Genomic DNA, 15668 nt, shown 5'->3' on the forward strand with positions numbered 1-15668 from the left:
TCTTCAAATTGTGGGGAAAAATTACGCTGTCATCGATTTTAGTCGATACAATTCCTCAAGCGCATCACGCGGGGAGAGTGCATCGGGATTGATGGATTTGAGGGCATCTTCCAATGGAGATATATAAGGTTTTTCCGCCTCTTTGAATTCAAAAAGGGGAAGCACTGGAGCTGCTTTTGGTTTTTCCAAGCGCTCGAGAATTTGGGTGGCGCGGGTGATTACGGATTTGGGAAGGCCCGCTAATTCCGCAACATGAATGCCGTAAGATTGATCCGCTTTTCCCGGAATCACTTGGTGCATGAAAATGACTTTACCCTCCCATTCCTTAATCTTGACGGTATGGCATGTAAGTTCTGAGAGCTTTCCCTCCAACTCACTCAATTCATGGTAGTGAGTTGCAAAAAGGGTGCGGGATTTAAGTTTTTGACATAAATATTCCACGCATGACCAGGCTATAGAAAGTCCATCATAGGTGGATGTACCCCGGCCAATTTCATCTAAAATCACAAAGCTTTTGGGGGTGGATTGATGAAGAATAGTTGCTGTTTCTACCATCTCGACCATAAAGGTCGAGCGGCCTCTTGCCAAATCATCGGAGGCACCAATGCGGCTAAAAATACGATCCACAATTCCAATTCTAGCACGTGTTGCCGGCACAAAAGAGCCCATTTGTGCTAAAATTACAATTAGGGCATTTTGCCGCAAGAAAGTGCTTTTTCCGGCCATATTGGGCCCCGTTAAAAGCCAAAACGGACTTGATTGATCCAAAACACAATCATTAGGAATAAAAGCGTCTTGATTTTGGGATTTAAGGCCCACCTCTACAACGGGGTGGCGCCCGCCTTGAATTTCAAGGATGGTTGAATCCTCAAGTTCCGGTTTTGTGTAATTTTCCACACTTGCCAAATGAGCATGAGATTGTGCAACATCAAGAGCGGATAAAGCTTTTGCGGCGCGCACAAGATCATCTGATGCTTTTAAAATGTCATCTCGCAAATTCTCAAAAAGACGCATCTCTAAGGCCAAGGCTTGATCTGCTGCCTGCATTAATTTTTGCTCAAGTTCGGAAAGTTCAACCGTTGAATATCGCATTGTATTGGCGGTAGTTTGGCGATGAATAAAGCGATCATCCAATTTTTTATGGTGATTGGCGCCTACCTCAATATGATATCCAAGAACATTATTAGTCTTGATTTTAAGGGCACCAATGTCTGTTTCGCCTGCATACTTTTCCTGTAAACTTTGAATGTGGGTGCGTCCCTGATCGCGTAATTGAATGAAGGTATCAAGTTCTTCCAAAAATCCTTCACGGATGAAATTTCCGTCCCGCGTTAAAAGAGGGAGGTGATCAGAAAGGGCGCGGGTAAACTTTTCAAGAAGGGGTTCAAAATGCCCCAAATGATGCACCAATTTTTGAAAAACATCGGGGGTTTGGATCAAGTTTTTAAAATACGTTTTAAGGGCTGAAATCTGATGAAGGGTAAGTTTGATGGCCCCCAAATCGCGAGGCCCTCCCCGCCCCAAACTCAGACGAGACAAGCATCGTTCAAGGTCTGGAATGGGTGCAAGAAGTGTGCGAATATCTGCTAAAACTTTTCCATTGCAAAAGAAGAAATCTACAAGACTGAGACGCTTTTCCAAAACCTCCACATCCAAGAGTGGTAATGCCAAATGATGGACCAAAAGCCGTCCCCCACCCGAAGTCAGCGTATGATCCAAATGATCTAAAAGACTGCCAGAACGCTGCCCCGTAAGCGTATAAAAAAGCTCTAGATTTTTCCGTGTAGCCCCGTCCATATAAAGATGATTTTCAGCACTTAAAGTGCGGGGGGGATTCAGACGCGGCAAAGCATCTTTTTGGGTTAAATAAATATAATCTAACACCGCCCCAGCTGAGGCCATCTGAAGGCGACTTTTAAATCCAAACGCATCAAGGGCTTTTGTGGCAAAAACCTCCTGCAATCTCTTTTCTCCATTTTCCGCATCAAAGCGACTTTTGGGAAAAGGCTTGAGGCGTTTTTTCCAATCTTGAAAGGTTTCAAAAAGGTCGGGCTCCTCGAGAAGAAAATCAGGCAGCAAAATCTCTTTGGGCTCAAGGCGAGACAAGAGCGATCCGAGGGCCCCAAAATCTGTTTGTTCGATAAAAAAGTCGCCGGTAGAAAGATCACAAACACTCACCCCCACTTGGCCTTTTTCTTTGCCAGAAGTTCCTGGTACAAGGGCCATCAGGAAATTATTAAATTTAGAATCGAGTAAATTTTCTTCCGTTAATGTTCCTGGGGTGACCACACGGACGACTTTTCGAGCTAAGGGACCTTTGGCATTTTTCCGAGTTTTGGGATCTTCCGCTTGTTCACACACGGCCACTGAAAATCCTTGTTTGATGAGGCGCGAGAGATAATTGTCACTCGCGTGAAAGGGCACACCACACATTGGAATTTCGTCCCCATCTCCGGCTTTTCCACGGCGGGTGAGGGTGATGTCAAGCGCCTTTGATGCCACAATCGCATCTTCAAAAAAGAGCTCGTAAAAATCACCCAAACGATAAAACAAAAGGCAGCCTGGATTTTGAGATTTAATTTCCAAATATTGCGCCATCATGGGAGTGAGAGTGGGTACTTGGGATTCAAGATGTGTTTTGTTTAAATTCATGACCATTTCAATAATGCTGTTGACGGAGAGCATGAGACCCTTACTATGAGGTTTCATTTATCAGGGATGAGGGCCCAAAATGCAAGCGGTGGAATTCAGTAAAAATTCTATAGATTCATGTCAGGCCGAAAGAAACCTTGGCGATGCACCAAGGAATCCTCTTTTTCCTGATCGTTTTTTTCGTGATGTCATTTTTCAAATGCTATTGAAACAAGTTCAGCATAACCGTCTTACTGTTGCTCTTCTTCTTACTCTAACACTTGTCTTTTCCCTTGAGGCCAGGAATGAAATCCGCATTGTGGGATCGGCTACCGTTTTTCCGTTTGCAGCCTCTGTTGCTGAAGAAACAACCCGTCAGTCAGGTATTGCAACGCCTATTGTAGAAGCGACAGGTACGGGTGGAGGACTTAAACTTTTCTGCCAAGGATTGGGGGAGCGCACGCCCGACATCGCCATTGCCTCCCGCCCTATGACGGAGACGGAAAGAAAAATCTGCCTGAACCACGGTGTGAATCGTATTTTTGAGATGAAAATTGGAATGGACGGGATTGCCTTGGTGTCTTCAAAATCAGGGTCGACTCTTGCACTTTCGAAAATTCAACTCCGAGAAGCTTTGGCTTATGCTCTTCCCTCTCCTCAAGGGGTGGTAAAAAATACTCTCAGGCGATGGAGCGATATTGATGCCCATTTGCCCGAAATGAAAATTACCGTTTTGGGGCCCTCTCCCAGTTCAGGTACACGGGACGCATTCCTTGAACTCATCATGGCGCCATTTTGCAAAAGCCAAGGTGATTTTGAGGAACGGGACTGTACAGCGCTTCGCGAAGATGGCGGATATGTGGATGCAGGTGAAAACGAGAATCTTATTGTTCAAAAATTGATTTCCAATCCCAAGCTTTTTGGGATCGTAAGTTTTAGTTATCTTGTTCAAAATAAAAATAAACTTCAAGCCGCCCGTATTGATGAGATAACGCCCAGCATTCAAACTATCTCTTCAGGAATTTACCCCATTTCACGGGCACTATATCTTTATGTCAAAATGGAGCATCTTAAGGATCATGCTGAAATTAAAACATATTTAGATGAATTTATGAGTGATCGGGCCTCAGGTCCCCAAGGATATCTCACCGAAAAAGGCCTGATCCCCCTCCCACGTGAGGAAAGAGGTGTGATCCGGAATCGGATCACTCAGGAGTTTAAAAAAGGGAATCTCAATCGTTAATTAAGCGTGCTCTTGTTAAGACACTCTTAAGGCTTAGGGCATGTAGTTATTGCTGACGATCATGAGGTGTTGCAACTCATGGGATGTGTTGGGTGAAAGCATCTGCCCATAAAAGAATGCAATTCCTACGAAAGTCGAGCAAATCCCAAGCACAGGGATAGAATTCTTTGCAAGTTCCCGAAGTCTTTTAAGGTTAAATTTTGTCATGGCGGCCCCCTTTCAATGATGGTGTTTGCGCTTTGGCAAGTCCTATAATCGTCGAAAGATGTTAATGGAACCTTAACAAGAGGGTTAATAGTTTAGTAATCAATTTTAATTATAAGTGTTAATAATAGCTAAAATTAAATAAAAATATGGCGTTCTGAGATTTTTGATCAAAAAAGAATTTTTGAAAAAAATTGTGGATAAAATTCGGGATAAAATGTGCATGGAATTTTAGTGATTTTTTAACGATTTATAAGTAAACTTCAAAAAGCTAAATCTTGGCATAGGATTTGCGTATATAAAGCCAAGGAAAAAATAAAAATGCAGGGAACAAAAATGACAACTGCCATAGAATCCACCGTGAAAGTCGTTTTAGGATTTACCGTCCTTTGGTTTATTTTTGTTTGGGTGGCCTTGATCGATAATGCTGAAGCCGTTCAACGTGTAACGGCTTTAAGCTGGCGCTTTGCAGGTCCTAAAATTATTACCCCTCAAAGTTATGATCGGATGAAAAGTGCTGTCTCAGGCACTTCGTGTGAAGATTATGTAGCTTCAGCGGAACTTCGTCATGGCATTCCTGAAGATCTTCTTCAAGCGGTGGCGAAGGTTGAGTCAGGCAAGTCTGATGGAAAGGGTCAAGTGGTGGCATGGCCTTGGACGGTGAATGTTGAAGGCAAGGGATATTCCTACCCTTCAAAACAAGCCGCTATTGATGCCGTTAAAAAATTCCAAGCAGAAGGCAAAAAAAGCATTGATGTGGGATGCATGCAGGTAAATCTTCTTTATCATCCCAAGGCTTTTCCAACGTTATCTGCGGCCTTTGATCCTCATCATAATGTGGAATATGCGGCCCGTTTTTTAAAAGGATTGAGGAATGATCAATCGAATTGGCACCAGGCCGTGGCCCACTATCACTCTGCAAATCCAGAGCATCATATTCCTTATCGTCAAAAAGTGATGAGTCAGTGGAATAAAGAAAAGAAGATTGCCAACAAAGCTCCTCAAGATCTGCGTCTCGTCCAAGCTGAGTCGGTAGCCTCTCAAGGTAAAACTCATCGCTTGAATGATCGTAAATCTTATATGGGACTTGAGAAAAATACCAATTTGCAAAATGGAAATGTTCGTAAAGTTACCCGCGCAGGCACAGGGCGAAGGTCTATTGCGGCACAAAGGCAGGCTATGGCGCCACGCATTATTCGGGCGAGTGATGCGAATCTCTCTACTGCTAAGCGTGTGGGAAGAATCTCTCGCGCTGTGGCCAAGAGTCATTAGACTTTTAGGGGCGTTTTCGATTAGTCTAGGTGAGTTTTAAAACTCACCATCAGGATGCAATACCATTGAAGGACTCAAAGCCCCCCTATAAAAGACCTGAGGACAAAAGTTGGGATGCGTTTTTAAAAGGTGTAACTCCTCTAAAACCTCAAAATCAAATTCCTTTTGCTTTGGCAAAAACCGTGCCTGTTAAAAAGACGTCTGCCCCTTTATCAACTGCTTTTGAATTTGAACGTGAGGTGAAACCTCTTCCTAAAGTTTCGAGAAAAGATATCAAACGCGTTCATCTGGAGGGACGTCTGGATCTTCATGGACTTACGCAAGGGCAAGGCTATGCAGCTCTCCTTAAATTTGTTGAGGGCGCTGTGGCTCATGAGAAAAAAACGGTTCTTGTCATTACCGGCAAGGGCGCCCTTGAAAATCCAGAAACGTTAAATAAACTTCTGCCGCGTTGGTGCGAAACGAATCCTTTGAGTCAATTGGTTAAAAGCATCGCTCACGCCAAAGTGGAGCATGGCGGTAGAGGTGCCTATTACGTTTTTTTAAGAAAGTTAAAATAGGGGGGTATCAATTGCTTTGGTGAGCATGAGGGTGTTCTTTATTTTTTCCCCCTTGTGATCTGGGAGCAAGTTCTATACTTCCTAGAGTTGATTTATTTTTAAAGAAAAGGAGAGAAAATATGACGAATTATGGTGGCGTATCGGGTGCACAACTTAGATCGTTTATTGAAAGAATTGAAAAGCTTGAAGAAGAGAAAGCTGAAATTGCTGAACATATTCGCGAAGTTTTTGGTGAAGCTAAGGGTAATGGCTTTGATGTCAAAATCATGCGTCAGGTTTTAAAAATGCGAAAAATGAAACCGGAAGAGCGCATGGAGCACAGCGAACTTTTAGATATTTATTTGCTTGCGTTAGGCATGATTGCAGCAAGTGCTGCGTCTTCTGAGGATTTAACCGAAGATCTTTCAACGGCGGCCTAATAAATCCTGACTAAATATGTCAGGATTCATAGCCAATTATCTTTCTTGCCAATGCTTTCATTGTAGTTTATAAGTTGATCAGTTTGTAAGGGATTCAACTGAGCAACAGACCTAGTATGAAGATTGGCACGAAAGAACGCTATGCCGTAATGGCTTTGATTGACCTAGCTCACCACGCGCGGGATGAAAAACCTGTGTCCATTTCCGATGTGGCGTCTCGCCAATCCATCTCCATTCCTTATCTTGAACAAGTTTTTGTAAAACTGCGCCGGAAGGGCTTTGTGAAAAGTCAGCGCGGCCAAGCAGGCGGTTATTATTTATCACGGCCTCCTGCAGAAATTCGTATTTCCGACATTTTGGAAGCCATGGACGCAAGTCTTCAGGCCACCCGCTGTTCCTTTGGATCCGGTGAGGGGTGTCTTCACGATAAAGGTCGTTGCATGACCCACGATTTGTGGGAGGGTCTTTCGGAAACTATGCATAATTATCTTAAGAATATTACGCTTTTGGATGTAGTGGAGGGGCAGCTGCCCCATCAAAAATCATGTGCTAAAAAAAGCTGCGATCAGCGCACGGTTGCGTGGATGGCCTAAATCATGAATCAAAAATCAGAACCCATTTACCTTGATTACAATGCTTCAGCTCCCCTTTTGCCGGAGGTGAAAAGCGCCATGATTTCGATGATGGACTTTTGTGGGAATTCAGCCTCCGTTCATACTCACGGTCGGAAAATTCGATCCTATGTCGATGTTGCCCGAAGGGAAGTTCTTGCGGATGTGGATGCCAAGGGTGCGCGATTGATTTTTACGGGAAGTGCAACTGAAGCCAACAATATGGTCCTTAAAGGTATTGTTGCAAAATCATTTGTGATTTCTGCAATTGAACACGCCTCTCTTTTTCAAATCTCAGAAGATGTGCATCACATTCCTGTCGATGAAAATGGCATCGTAAAACTCTCAGCCCTTGAGCAAATTTTAAGAACTCTGGAACCTCCCGCTTTAGTTTCTGTTATGCTTGTGAATAACGAAACTGGTGTGATTCAGCCCGTGGAAGAAGTTGTGCGCATTGCACATTCTTATAGTGCTATCGTACATACGGATGTTGTTCAGGCCTTGGGCAAGGTCCCTGTCTCTTTCCATGGCTTGGGTGTGGATGCGATGACGTTAGGTGCGCATAAGTTTGGAGGACCTCCTGGCGTGGGGGCTCTGATTATACACGATGGACTTAATTTCAAGCCGCTGATTACGGGCGGGGGACATGAGCAAGGATTTCGCGCAGGAACGCAAAATGTAATGCTGATTGAAGGCTTCCGAATTGCCCTTCATGAAGCAACCCAGAATTTTGAAAAATACCAACAACTCGGAATCTTGCGGGATCGTCTTGAAGGCGAAATTTTAAAAATTTGTCCAGAGGCAAAAATTTATGGCAGAGGAGCCAAGCGCGTTCCTAACACAACCGTTATTGCTATGCCTCATGTGTCTTCAGAAGTCCAATTGATGGCATTTGATTTGGCAGGCATTTCGATCAGCATTGGATCAGCGTGTTCCTCTGGAAAAGTGAAACCCAGTCATGTTTTGAGTGCCATGGGAGTGCAAAATCTCCACCAAAATGGAGCCATTCGAGTGAGTCTGGGGTGGAATACAAAGCCTCAAGATATCGAAGTTTTTGTGAGCGAATGGAAGCATATTTATCAAGGAAACTTACAAAGGTTAGCTGTATGTTAAATCGTCCCATCTATCTGGATTATCAGGCGACAACTCCGTGTGATCCTCGGGTTCTTGAAGTGATGCTTCCCTATTTTTGCGAGAAGTTTGGAAATCCACATTCGCGAAATCATGCCTATGGCTGGGAGGCGGAAGAGGCAGTTGAAGACGCGCGCTCAAAAGTCGCTAAAGTTATTGGAGCGTCCCACAAGGAAATAATTTTTACAAGTGGGGCCACCGAATCTAATAACTTGGCGCTTAAAGGCGTGATGAAATTTTACGGTAAAGACAAGCCTCACATCATTACATGTCAAACGGAACACAAATGCGTTTTGAATACCTGCCGAGAGCTCGAACAAGGGGGATTTAAGGTTACCTACCTCAAAGTCAAACCCAACGGTTTAATCGATCTTAAAGATTTAGAAAGTGCCATCACACCGGAAACAGCGATTGTTTCGATTATGGCGGTGAATAATGAAATTGGCGTGATCCAACCCTTGCACGAAATTGGAAAACTCTGCCGTGAAAGGGGTGTTTTCTTTCATACAGACGCTGCCCAAGCGGTTGGGAAAATTCCCTTGGATGTTGAGGCGATGCAAATCGATCTTTTGAGTATTTCTGGTCATAAACTTTATGGACCCAAAGGTATCGGTGCGCTTTATGTGAGGCGTAAGCCAAGAGTGCGATTGCAGGCCCTGATCAGCGGTGGTGGACAAGAACGCGGTATGCGTTCAGGAACTCTTTCCCCTGCCCTTTGCGCAGGTTTGGGGGAGGCGTGTGCTATTGCGCAAAATGAGATGGTCCAAGAAAACTCTCACCTCATGAAACTGCGTGATCGATTTTACCAAGGGATTCTTTCTCAATTGGAAGAAGTCTATTTAAATGGAGATTTAGAAAAGCGCATTCCTGGAAATCTCAACATCAGTTTTGCCCATGTGGAAGGAGAAGGCCTCATGATGGGCATTAAAGATTTGGCTGTGTCCTCGGGATCGGCGTGTACATCCGCCTCCCTTGAGCCATCTTATGTTTTGCGGGCCTTGGGCGTGAATGAAGAAATGGCGCACACCTCTTTGCGCTTGGGATTTGGGCGATTTACGACGGAAGACGAAGTCGATCGTGCTGTTGAGGTAATTGTGCGGGAAGTTAAAAGACTACGCGAAATGAGCCCCCTTTGGGAAATGTTTCAAGACGGTATCGATTTGAAGTCCATTCAATGGGCGGAACACTAAGGAGAATAACCATGGCTTATGCTGAAAAAGTAATCGATCATTATGAAAATCCACGGAATGTAGGATCCCTTGACAAAGACGATCCTCGTGTGGGGACCGGTCTTGTGGGCGCGCCGGCTTGTGGGGATGTGATGAAACTCCAAATTAAAGTGAGTGATGAGGGCGTCATTGAGGACGCAAAATTTAAAACTTTTGGATGTGGTTCGGCTATTGCGTCAAGTTCACTTGTGACCGAATGGATTAAGGGAAAAACATTGGAAGAAGCCTCTGCTATTAAAAATACAGAGATCGCACAGCATTTATCTTTACCTCCTGTTAAGATTCATTGTTCTATGCTAGCAGAGGACGCAATTAAAGCGGCCATATCCGATTTAAAAACAAAAAACCAACGAGCTGCTGCTTAAAATGATACCGTCCAAGGCCATTCTTACTATCACAGACTCTGCCGCCGAGCGGGTCAAAGCTCTGCTTGCAAGCCGGGGAAAGCCGTCTTATGGCGTGCGTATCGGTATTCGGACAAAGGGATGCTCTGGCCTTTCCTACACCCTCGAATTTGCCGATGAGAAAAATCCTTATGACGAGGAGATAGAAGACAAAGGCGTTGTGGTTTTAGTGGATCCAAAAGCGACAATGTTTTTGCTAGGTACAGAAATGGACTACGTTGAAGAAAAACTCTCCTCCGGATTTACATTTAAAAACCCGAATGAAAAGGGGCGTTGTGGGTGTGGAGAGTCGTTTCATGTTTAGACTCTCCTATCGTCATTCTGAATTTATTTCAGGATCTTTTTTCGAGATGGTGAAACGAGTTCAGTATGACGGCGTAGGGCAAATTGGAAACACGGAGTGCTACTCATGACTTCCCAAAATCCCTATACACTTTTAGAACTCGAGCCTACCTTTGCAATTGATATAAAAACGTTGGATCAGCAGTATTTCAAATTACAGCGGCAATTTCATCCTGACCGTTTTGCGCAGCATACGGAGGAGGAAAGGAAGGTTACAGAAAATCATTCATCTCTCCTGAATTATGCGTATCAAAACCTTAAAAGGCCCATCGAGCGTGCAAAATCTTTGGCACAACTTTTAGGGCATGAAATTGAAGTCTTAAGATCTTCTGAAACGATTTTGGTAGAAGCTATGCACTGGCGTGAGCGTGTGCTTGTCACAGAAGTAGGCTCTTCGGATTTAGATACACTCTCTCAAGAGCTTCAGCAGGACATGAGCGCATGTCTTGATGCAATTGATTTGGCTTTTATGACACGTGATTTTTCGGCTCTTTCCCCCCTTGTAACAAAGCTTTCTTTTTTGGAGAAGGTCGCTCAGGATATTAAAAAGAAGGGGCAAATTAATGTTACTCCAAATTTCTGAGCCGGGACAAAGTCCTGAGCCTCATGCCAAAAAACTGGCTTTAGGTATTGATTTGGGAACAACTCACTCCGTTGTTGCTCTCTTGAAAGAGGGGGAAGTCAAGGTGATTGAAGAAGATGGAAAGGCCTTGATTCCCTCAATCGTAGGGCTTCTTGAAAATCACATTGTTGTGGGAAATGAAGCGCTTCAGACATCTTATCATTTGAGTTCAATTAAGCGCTTGATGGGGCGAGGGGCTCAAGATGAAATCGTTCAGAAGTTCCCAAATGTTATCACCTCTCAAGAAGACACCATTTTGAAATTAATGCTGGGTGATCGACAATTAACGGCGATTGAACTTTCTGGGGAAATTTTAAAGCATTTAAAATGTTTGGCAGAAGAGGCACTTTCAGCCTCGATTCAAGATGCCGTCATTACCGTTCCGGCTTACTTCGATGATGGTGCGCGCCAAGCAACAAAAGACGCTGCAAAATTAGCAGGTCTTAACGTCTTACGCCTGGTGAATGAACCCACAGCAGCAGCCTTAGCTTATGGTTTAGACAAGGGCGTTCAAGGCATTTATGCGATCTATGATTGGGGAGGTGGTACTTTTGATTTTTCATTACTGCGCCTTGAAGACGGTATCTTTCAAGTTTTAGCTACTGGTGGGGATCTCAATCTGGGGGGAGACGATGTTGATTGGGAGATTTTAAAATCTCTTATTGAAGAAGATCCAACCTCATTATCCCCTCTTGAACTCCAAAATGCACTTTCCAAAGTCAGGCGTACGAAAGAACTTCTGTCCGTAAGTGAATTTGCAGAATGTAAATTTAAAATCGGAAAGACCCTCCACGAAACGGAGCTTACCCGAATTGAATTGAATCGCATTGCACGACCTTTTGTGAGCCGGACGCTTAAAATTGCAGAGCAAGTTTTAGAGGCCGTTGAACTTAAACCTCAAGATCTTCAAGGGATCGTTTTGGTGGGGGGGTCTTCGCGACTTAAAATCGTAAGTGCTATGATAGAGTCTCAATTTTCACAAACGCCTTTAACTGATATTGATCCAGATCTTGTGGTTGCCATGGGTGCCGCACAACAAGCTGCAAATTTGATGGGTGAGGGAACATCTCTTCTTTTAGATGTGACCCCGTTGTCTTTAGGTATTGAGACCTTGGGCGGCATTGTGGAAAAAATCATCCCCCGAAATTCGCCAATTCCCTGTGAAGTTTATCAAGATTATACGACCTATGTGGATGGACAAACCGGCATTTCAATTCATGTGGTTCAAGGCGAACGTGAGCTTGTCAATAATTGCAGGTCTCTTGCCCACTTTGAGCTCAAAGGATTGCCAGTGCGGCCGGCAGGTCATGTCAAAGTCCGCATTGACTTTCGTATTGATGCCGATGGTATTTTAAAAGTCAGAGCTTCAGAAGATACCACTGGCATCGTCCAAGAAATTAACATCAAACCGTCTTATGGACTTTCTGAAGATCAAATTCGAATGATGATTGAAGAAAATTGGAGGCAAGGTGCCAAAGATATGGAAGAGCGTCTTTTTATTGAGACCAAAATTGAGGCACTACATCTTATTGATGATATAGAAAAAGCTCTGCTCAAAGACGCAGCGCTTTTGAGTGATTTGGAAGTTTTGGCGATTAGAGTCGGAATTGAAGATCTCAAATCCGCAATTACTTCGTCTCATCGTGGCCAAATCTTAAAAGCCCATGAAGTGCTTGAATCCTTAACCGAAGATTTTGCGGAAAAACGTGTCCGCGCAGCCCTTGAAAAGGTTTCTGTATCCTCCTCACTTTAGCTTGGCAAAGGGGGGAGACTCAGTTATACACTCCTCATGAATTTCTAATTTTGGAGGTTTTTTATGGATATTCTAACGGTTGATTATCGTAGTCCTGATGCGGCAAAACTCTTTGCAAAATCATTACACGAAACCGGGTTTGCCGTTATGAAAAATCATCCAATTCCTTATGAGCTGGTTCAAAAAGCTTTTGAGATTTGGGCCGGATTTTTTGCCTCTGCCCATAAAACAGATTTCATGTTTGATGCTACAAAAGCAGGGGCTCAAGACGGTTATTTCCCTTTTAAATCGGAAAATGCAAAGGGCTACGACAAAAAAAATCTTATGGAGTTTTTCCACTATTATCGTTGGGGAAAATTACCTCCTGAAGTTACAAAAGAAACAGTTGAGCTTTTCAATCAAATGGAAAAGTTGGGTACAGAAATCCTTGGGTGGCTTGAGGCTGGCCTTCCTGAAGGTATTCGGAGTCAGCTTTCGATGCCCCTTCAAGATATGGCAAAGGGAAGTGATATTTCGTTATTCCGCATTATTCACTACCCCCCTATTGCAGATGATGAAGAACCCGATGCCATGCGCTCGGCTCCTCATGAGGACATCGACCTTCTTACCATTTTGCCAGCCGCCTCAGCGCCAGGACTCCAGGCGCGAGATTTGGAAGGTAATTGGCATTCCATTAATTGTGACCCCGGTCAATTGGCCTTTAATGCGGGTGATATGCTGCAGATGTGTACGAAGGGCTATTATCCCTCAACGACGCATCAAGTCATTAATCCAGAGGACGAAGATGCGCGGAAACCACGTTTCTCGATGCCTTTCTTTTTTCATCCTCATGACTATGTGAGATTGTCTGAAGACTATACTGCCTTTGACTATCTTGAGGAACGTCTGAACGAGTTGGGCTTGAAAAAAGCTGTTTAATTTTTATTGAGTCAGTAAGGAGTATTCCATGCCAAAGATGATTTTTATAAAACCCGATGGAGAGCGCGTAGAAGTTGATGCGCCATTGGGACTTTCCATTCTTGAAATTGCCCATCAAAATGCCGAAAAAATTTATCTTGAGGGCGCGTGTGAGGGCTCCTTAGCGTGTTCCACATGTCATGTTGTGGTTGATCCTGAATGGTATGAAAAACTTTCCGAAGCCACCGAAGATGAAGAAGATATGTTGGATTTGGCATTCGGTTTGACGAAAACTTCACGCTTGGGTTGCCAAATTATTATGACACCAGAGCTGGATGGCATTGTTGTCAAATTACCCGCTGCGACAAGAAATATGCTTGTCGATTAAATTTATAAAACATTAGTAAATTCTTTACTCCTCCTTTGTCATAATGCGCTCATCACATTGTGTTGAAGGAGGTTAATTATGACAGGTCTGCTCGCCAACAAAGAAAGTGAGATTTTTATGGAATCTCTTCCTCTTGAACTCTCGAATGCCATTGATCGTGAGCTTGCACCCTTGCATCCAGATCGTTTGCGGGATGCCTGTTTTGAGCTTTCTAATCGCTATTCGCGTGAGAGTGTAAAGGGCCCTTTTATTACCACCACAGAACATCGACACGCCTATATTGCAGCACGCCTTCCCGCAACGTATGGTGCTATGCGGCAGATCTTTCGCCGGATTGAAGCCCATAAAAAAAATGTGAAATCGATTCTGGATTTAGGATCAGGTGTGGGGAGTATTGCCTGGGCCGCAAAAGACGCTTTTCCGAAATTAAAATCCGTGATGCTTGTTGAAGAAGATCTCGAACTTTTGAGATTGGGGCAATACCTCACAGACATCCACCTTGATCCCTTGCAACTGTCTTGGTGTCATGAAAATCTCATTGAACAAGAAGGGTTTCCTGTTCATGACGTTGTGACGATGTCTTATGTATTAAATGAGCTCTCTCCTCATGACCAACTGGTGCTTTTAAACAAAGCTTATTTGGCAGCAGATCAACTTTTGATTTTGGCAGAACCTGGAACCCCTCAAGGATTTGCAAATATATTAAGAGCACGAGAATTTCTGATCAAACAAGGTGCTCACGTTCTGGCTCCTTGCACCCACAATAATACGTGCCCGTTGGCCCAAGCTTTTCATGATAAAAAAGATTGGTGCCATTTTTCGGTGCGAATCCCCCGCGGAAAATATCACCGCAGGGCCAAAGCCGCAGCCCTTCCTTATGAGGACGAAAAATATAGTTATCTTGTGGTTTCTCCCATGCCTTTGCCGACGCCGCAATCTCGGATTATCAAAAGTCCTATCCTCAATACAGGGCATGTAATTTTGGATCTTTGTGATGAAACGGGAGCACACAGAAAAACAATTTCCAAAAGCCAAGGTAAAATTTATCGTGCGGCTCGAGATGCGGAATGGGGAGATGCACTCAATCCTTCTGATTTTGAGGGAAAAGAGTAATGACTAAGAGGCTTGCTTCCAAGGCGTGAATAAGGAATAGTAGCGCTTCACTTTGTGAATATGAGGACCATTATGAAATTCAAGGCAATTTTTCAAAGTATCGTATGCGTTTTGCTCCTGTCTTTGGGCGGTTGTGGCGAGAAGAAGAAGGATCCGAATGCGCCTTACATTGTCATGACATCTCCTGATAATCCGCCTTTTGAGTATGTCGACACCTCTTCAGGATCTGAAAAAATCGTAGGCTTTGATATTGAGATGATGAATAAAATTGCAGATCATTTAGGATGGAAAATTGAGGTCGTTCCCGCGGACTTTGCTTCTTTGATTCCAGCCATTCAATCGGGACGTGCGGATATGGTTATTGCAAGTATGGTCCCTACACCTGAGCGAGAAAAGAGTGTTGATTTTTCGACGCCCTATTATCAAAATTCACCAGCCTTCCTTATTCGCAAAGGGGCAACCATTCAAGGTGTTGCAGACCTTACAAATCGTCAAGTGGGCGTTCAATTAGGAAGTACGCATGAACAAGCGGCAAAAAAATTGAGCAATAATAACGAAATTTTCAATGTCTTAAGTTTGACCCGCATTGGTGATCTTGTTCAAGAACTCAAAACTGGTCGAATTGATGCGGTTTTAATTGAAAAGCCTGTGGCAGAAGGTATCATCGCCAATAATCCTGATCTTGCAGTCATTGATGCCACGGATGTGCAAGCTGAATCCCCAGCCATTGCATTTCCAAACGGTTCCCCGCTTGTCGTCCCTGTGAACAAAGCCATTGAGGAATTGAAAAGTACCGGCGTTATTGAGAGTATGGCTAAACTTTGGTTTAGTGATCACAAATAAGAAAGT

17 protein-coding genes are annotated in these 15668 nt (G+C 43.8%); 15 read left to right on the forward strand and 2 right to left on the reverse strand.

Translation table 11 applies throughout. The features are described from left to right. Positions 1 to 21: 21 nt before the first annotated feature. A complete protein-coding gene (gene mutS, locus Bealeia2_RS01435; RefSeq protein WP_331255383.1) occupies positions 22 to 2709 on the reverse strand; it encodes a DNA mismatch repair protein MutS in 2688 nt (895 codons plus the stop codon). A 148-nt stretch (positions 2710 to 2857) separates the two neighbouring features. On the opposite strand from mutS, the gene Bealeia2_RS01440 reads away from it, so the two are divergent. Beyond that, on the forward strand, positions 2858 to 3874 hold the full coding sequence (locus Bealeia2_RS01440) for a substrate-binding domain-containing protein (RefSeq protein WP_331255384.1): 1017 nt from the start codon (positions 2858 to 2860) through the stop codon (positions 3872 to 3874). A 33-nt stretch (positions 3875 to 3907) separates the two neighbouring features. Here the strand turns inward: Bealeia2_RS01440 and Bealeia2_RS01445 are convergent, their stop codons facing one another. Further along, entirely contained in the window at positions 3908 to 4081 is a 174-nt protein-coding gene (locus Bealeia2_RS01445) for a hypothetical protein (RefSeq protein ID WP_331255385.1), read from the reverse strand. 318 nt (positions 4082 to 4399) lie between these two features. On the opposite strand from Bealeia2_RS01445, the gene Bealeia2_RS01450 reads away from it, so the two are divergent. From Bealeia2_RS01450 to Bealeia2_RS01515, 14 genes are all read left to right on the forward strand, one after another. Continuing rightward, positions 4400 to 5350 carry a lytic transglycosylase domain-containing protein gene (locus Bealeia2_RS01450; protein ID WP_331255386.1) on the forward strand — a complete coding sequence of 317 codons (951 nt, stop codon included), beginning with the start codon at positions 4400 to 4402 and terminating at the stop codon, positions 5348 to 5350. Between the two features lie 65 nt (positions 5351 to 5415). Beyond that, on the forward strand, positions 5416 to 5910 hold the full coding sequence (locus Bealeia2_RS01455; RefSeq protein ID WP_331255387.1) for a Smr/MutS family protein: 495 nt from the start codon (positions 5416 to 5418) through the stop codon (positions 5908 to 5910). A gap of 119 nt (positions 5911 to 6029) precedes the next feature. After that, positions 6030 to 6329, forward strand: a complete 300-nt coding sequence (locus Bealeia2_RS01460; protein ID WP_331255388.1) for a DUF2312 domain-containing protein — start codon at positions 6030 to 6032, stop codon at positions 6327 to 6329. Positions 6330 to 6445: 116 nt separating this feature from the next. Further along, a complete protein-coding gene (locus tag Bealeia2_RS01465) occupies positions 6446 to 6922 on the forward strand; it encodes an Rrf2 family transcriptional regulator (protein ID WP_331255389.1) in 477 nt (158 codons plus the stop codon). 3 nt (positions 6923 to 6925) lie between these two features. After that, positions 6926 to 8053, forward strand: coding sequence for a cysteine desulfurase family protein (locus Bealeia2_RS01470; protein WP_331255390.1), 1128 nt, complete (start codon positions 6926 to 6928; stop codon positions 8051 to 8053). After that, on the forward strand, positions 8047 to 9261 hold the full coding sequence (locus Bealeia2_RS01475; protein ID WP_331255391.1) for an IscS subfamily cysteine desulfurase: 1215 nt from the start codon (positions 8047 to 8049) through the stop codon (positions 9259 to 9261). Before Bealeia2_RS01470 ends, Bealeia2_RS01475 begins: the two co-directional genes overlap by 7 nt. A gap of 11 nt (positions 9262 to 9272) precedes the next feature. Further along, positions 9273 to 9665 carry a Fe-S cluster assembly scaffold IscU gene (iscU, locus tag Bealeia2_RS01480; RefSeq protein ID WP_331255392.1) on the forward strand — a complete coding sequence of 131 codons (393 nt, stop codon included), beginning with the start codon at positions 9273 to 9275 and terminating at the stop codon, positions 9663 to 9665. Between the two features lies 1 nt (position 9666). Beyond that, entirely contained in the window at positions 9667 to 10008 is a 342-nt protein-coding gene (locus tag Bealeia2_RS01485; RefSeq protein WP_331255393.1) for a HesB/IscA family protein, read from the forward strand. Between the two features lie 105 nt (positions 10009 to 10113). Then, positions 10114 to 10629: a Fe-S protein assembly co-chaperone HscB gene (hscB, locus tag Bealeia2_RS01490; RefSeq protein ID WP_331255394.1), complete on the forward strand. Its 516-nt coding sequence runs from the start codon at positions 10114 to 10116 to the stop codon at positions 10627 to 10629. Beyond that, on the forward strand, positions 10610 to 12421 hold the full coding sequence (gene hscA, locus Bealeia2_RS01495; protein ID WP_331255395.1) for a Fe-S protein assembly chaperone HscA: 1812 nt from the start codon (positions 10610 to 10612) through the stop codon (positions 12419 to 12421). Before hscB ends, hscA begins: the two co-directional genes overlap by 20 nt. Before the next feature lie 63 nt (positions 12422 to 12484). Further along, positions 12485 to 13339: a 2OG-Fe(II) oxygenase family protein gene (locus Bealeia2_RS01500; protein WP_331255396.1), complete on the forward strand. Its 855-nt coding sequence runs from the start codon at positions 12485 to 12487 to the stop codon at positions 13337 to 13339. Between the two features lie 28 nt (positions 13340 to 13367). After that, positions 13368 to 13706, forward strand: coding sequence for a ferredoxin family 2Fe-2S iron-sulfur cluster binding protein (locus tag Bealeia2_RS01505; RefSeq protein ID WP_331255397.1), 339 nt, complete (start codon positions 13368 to 13370; stop codon positions 13704 to 13706). 78 nt (positions 13707 to 13784) lie between these two features. After that, entirely contained in the window at positions 13785 to 14819 is a 1035-nt protein-coding gene (locus Bealeia2_RS01510; protein ID WP_331255398.1) for a small ribosomal subunit Rsm22 family protein, read from the forward strand. Between the two features lie 72 nt (positions 14820 to 14891). After that, positions 14892 to 15662 carry a transporter substrate-binding domain-containing protein gene (locus Bealeia2_RS01515; RefSeq protein WP_331255399.1) on the forward strand — a complete coding sequence of 257 codons (771 nt, stop codon included), beginning with the start codon at positions 14892 to 14894 and terminating at the stop codon, positions 15660 to 15662. Positions 15663 to 15668 lie beyond the last annotated feature (6 nt).

This window comes from Candidatus Bealeia paramacronuclearis (assembly GCF_035607555.1).
GTDB classification, from domain to species: Bacteria; Pseudomonadota; Alphaproteobacteria; order UBA9655; family UBA9655; genus Bealeia; species Bealeia paramacronuclearis.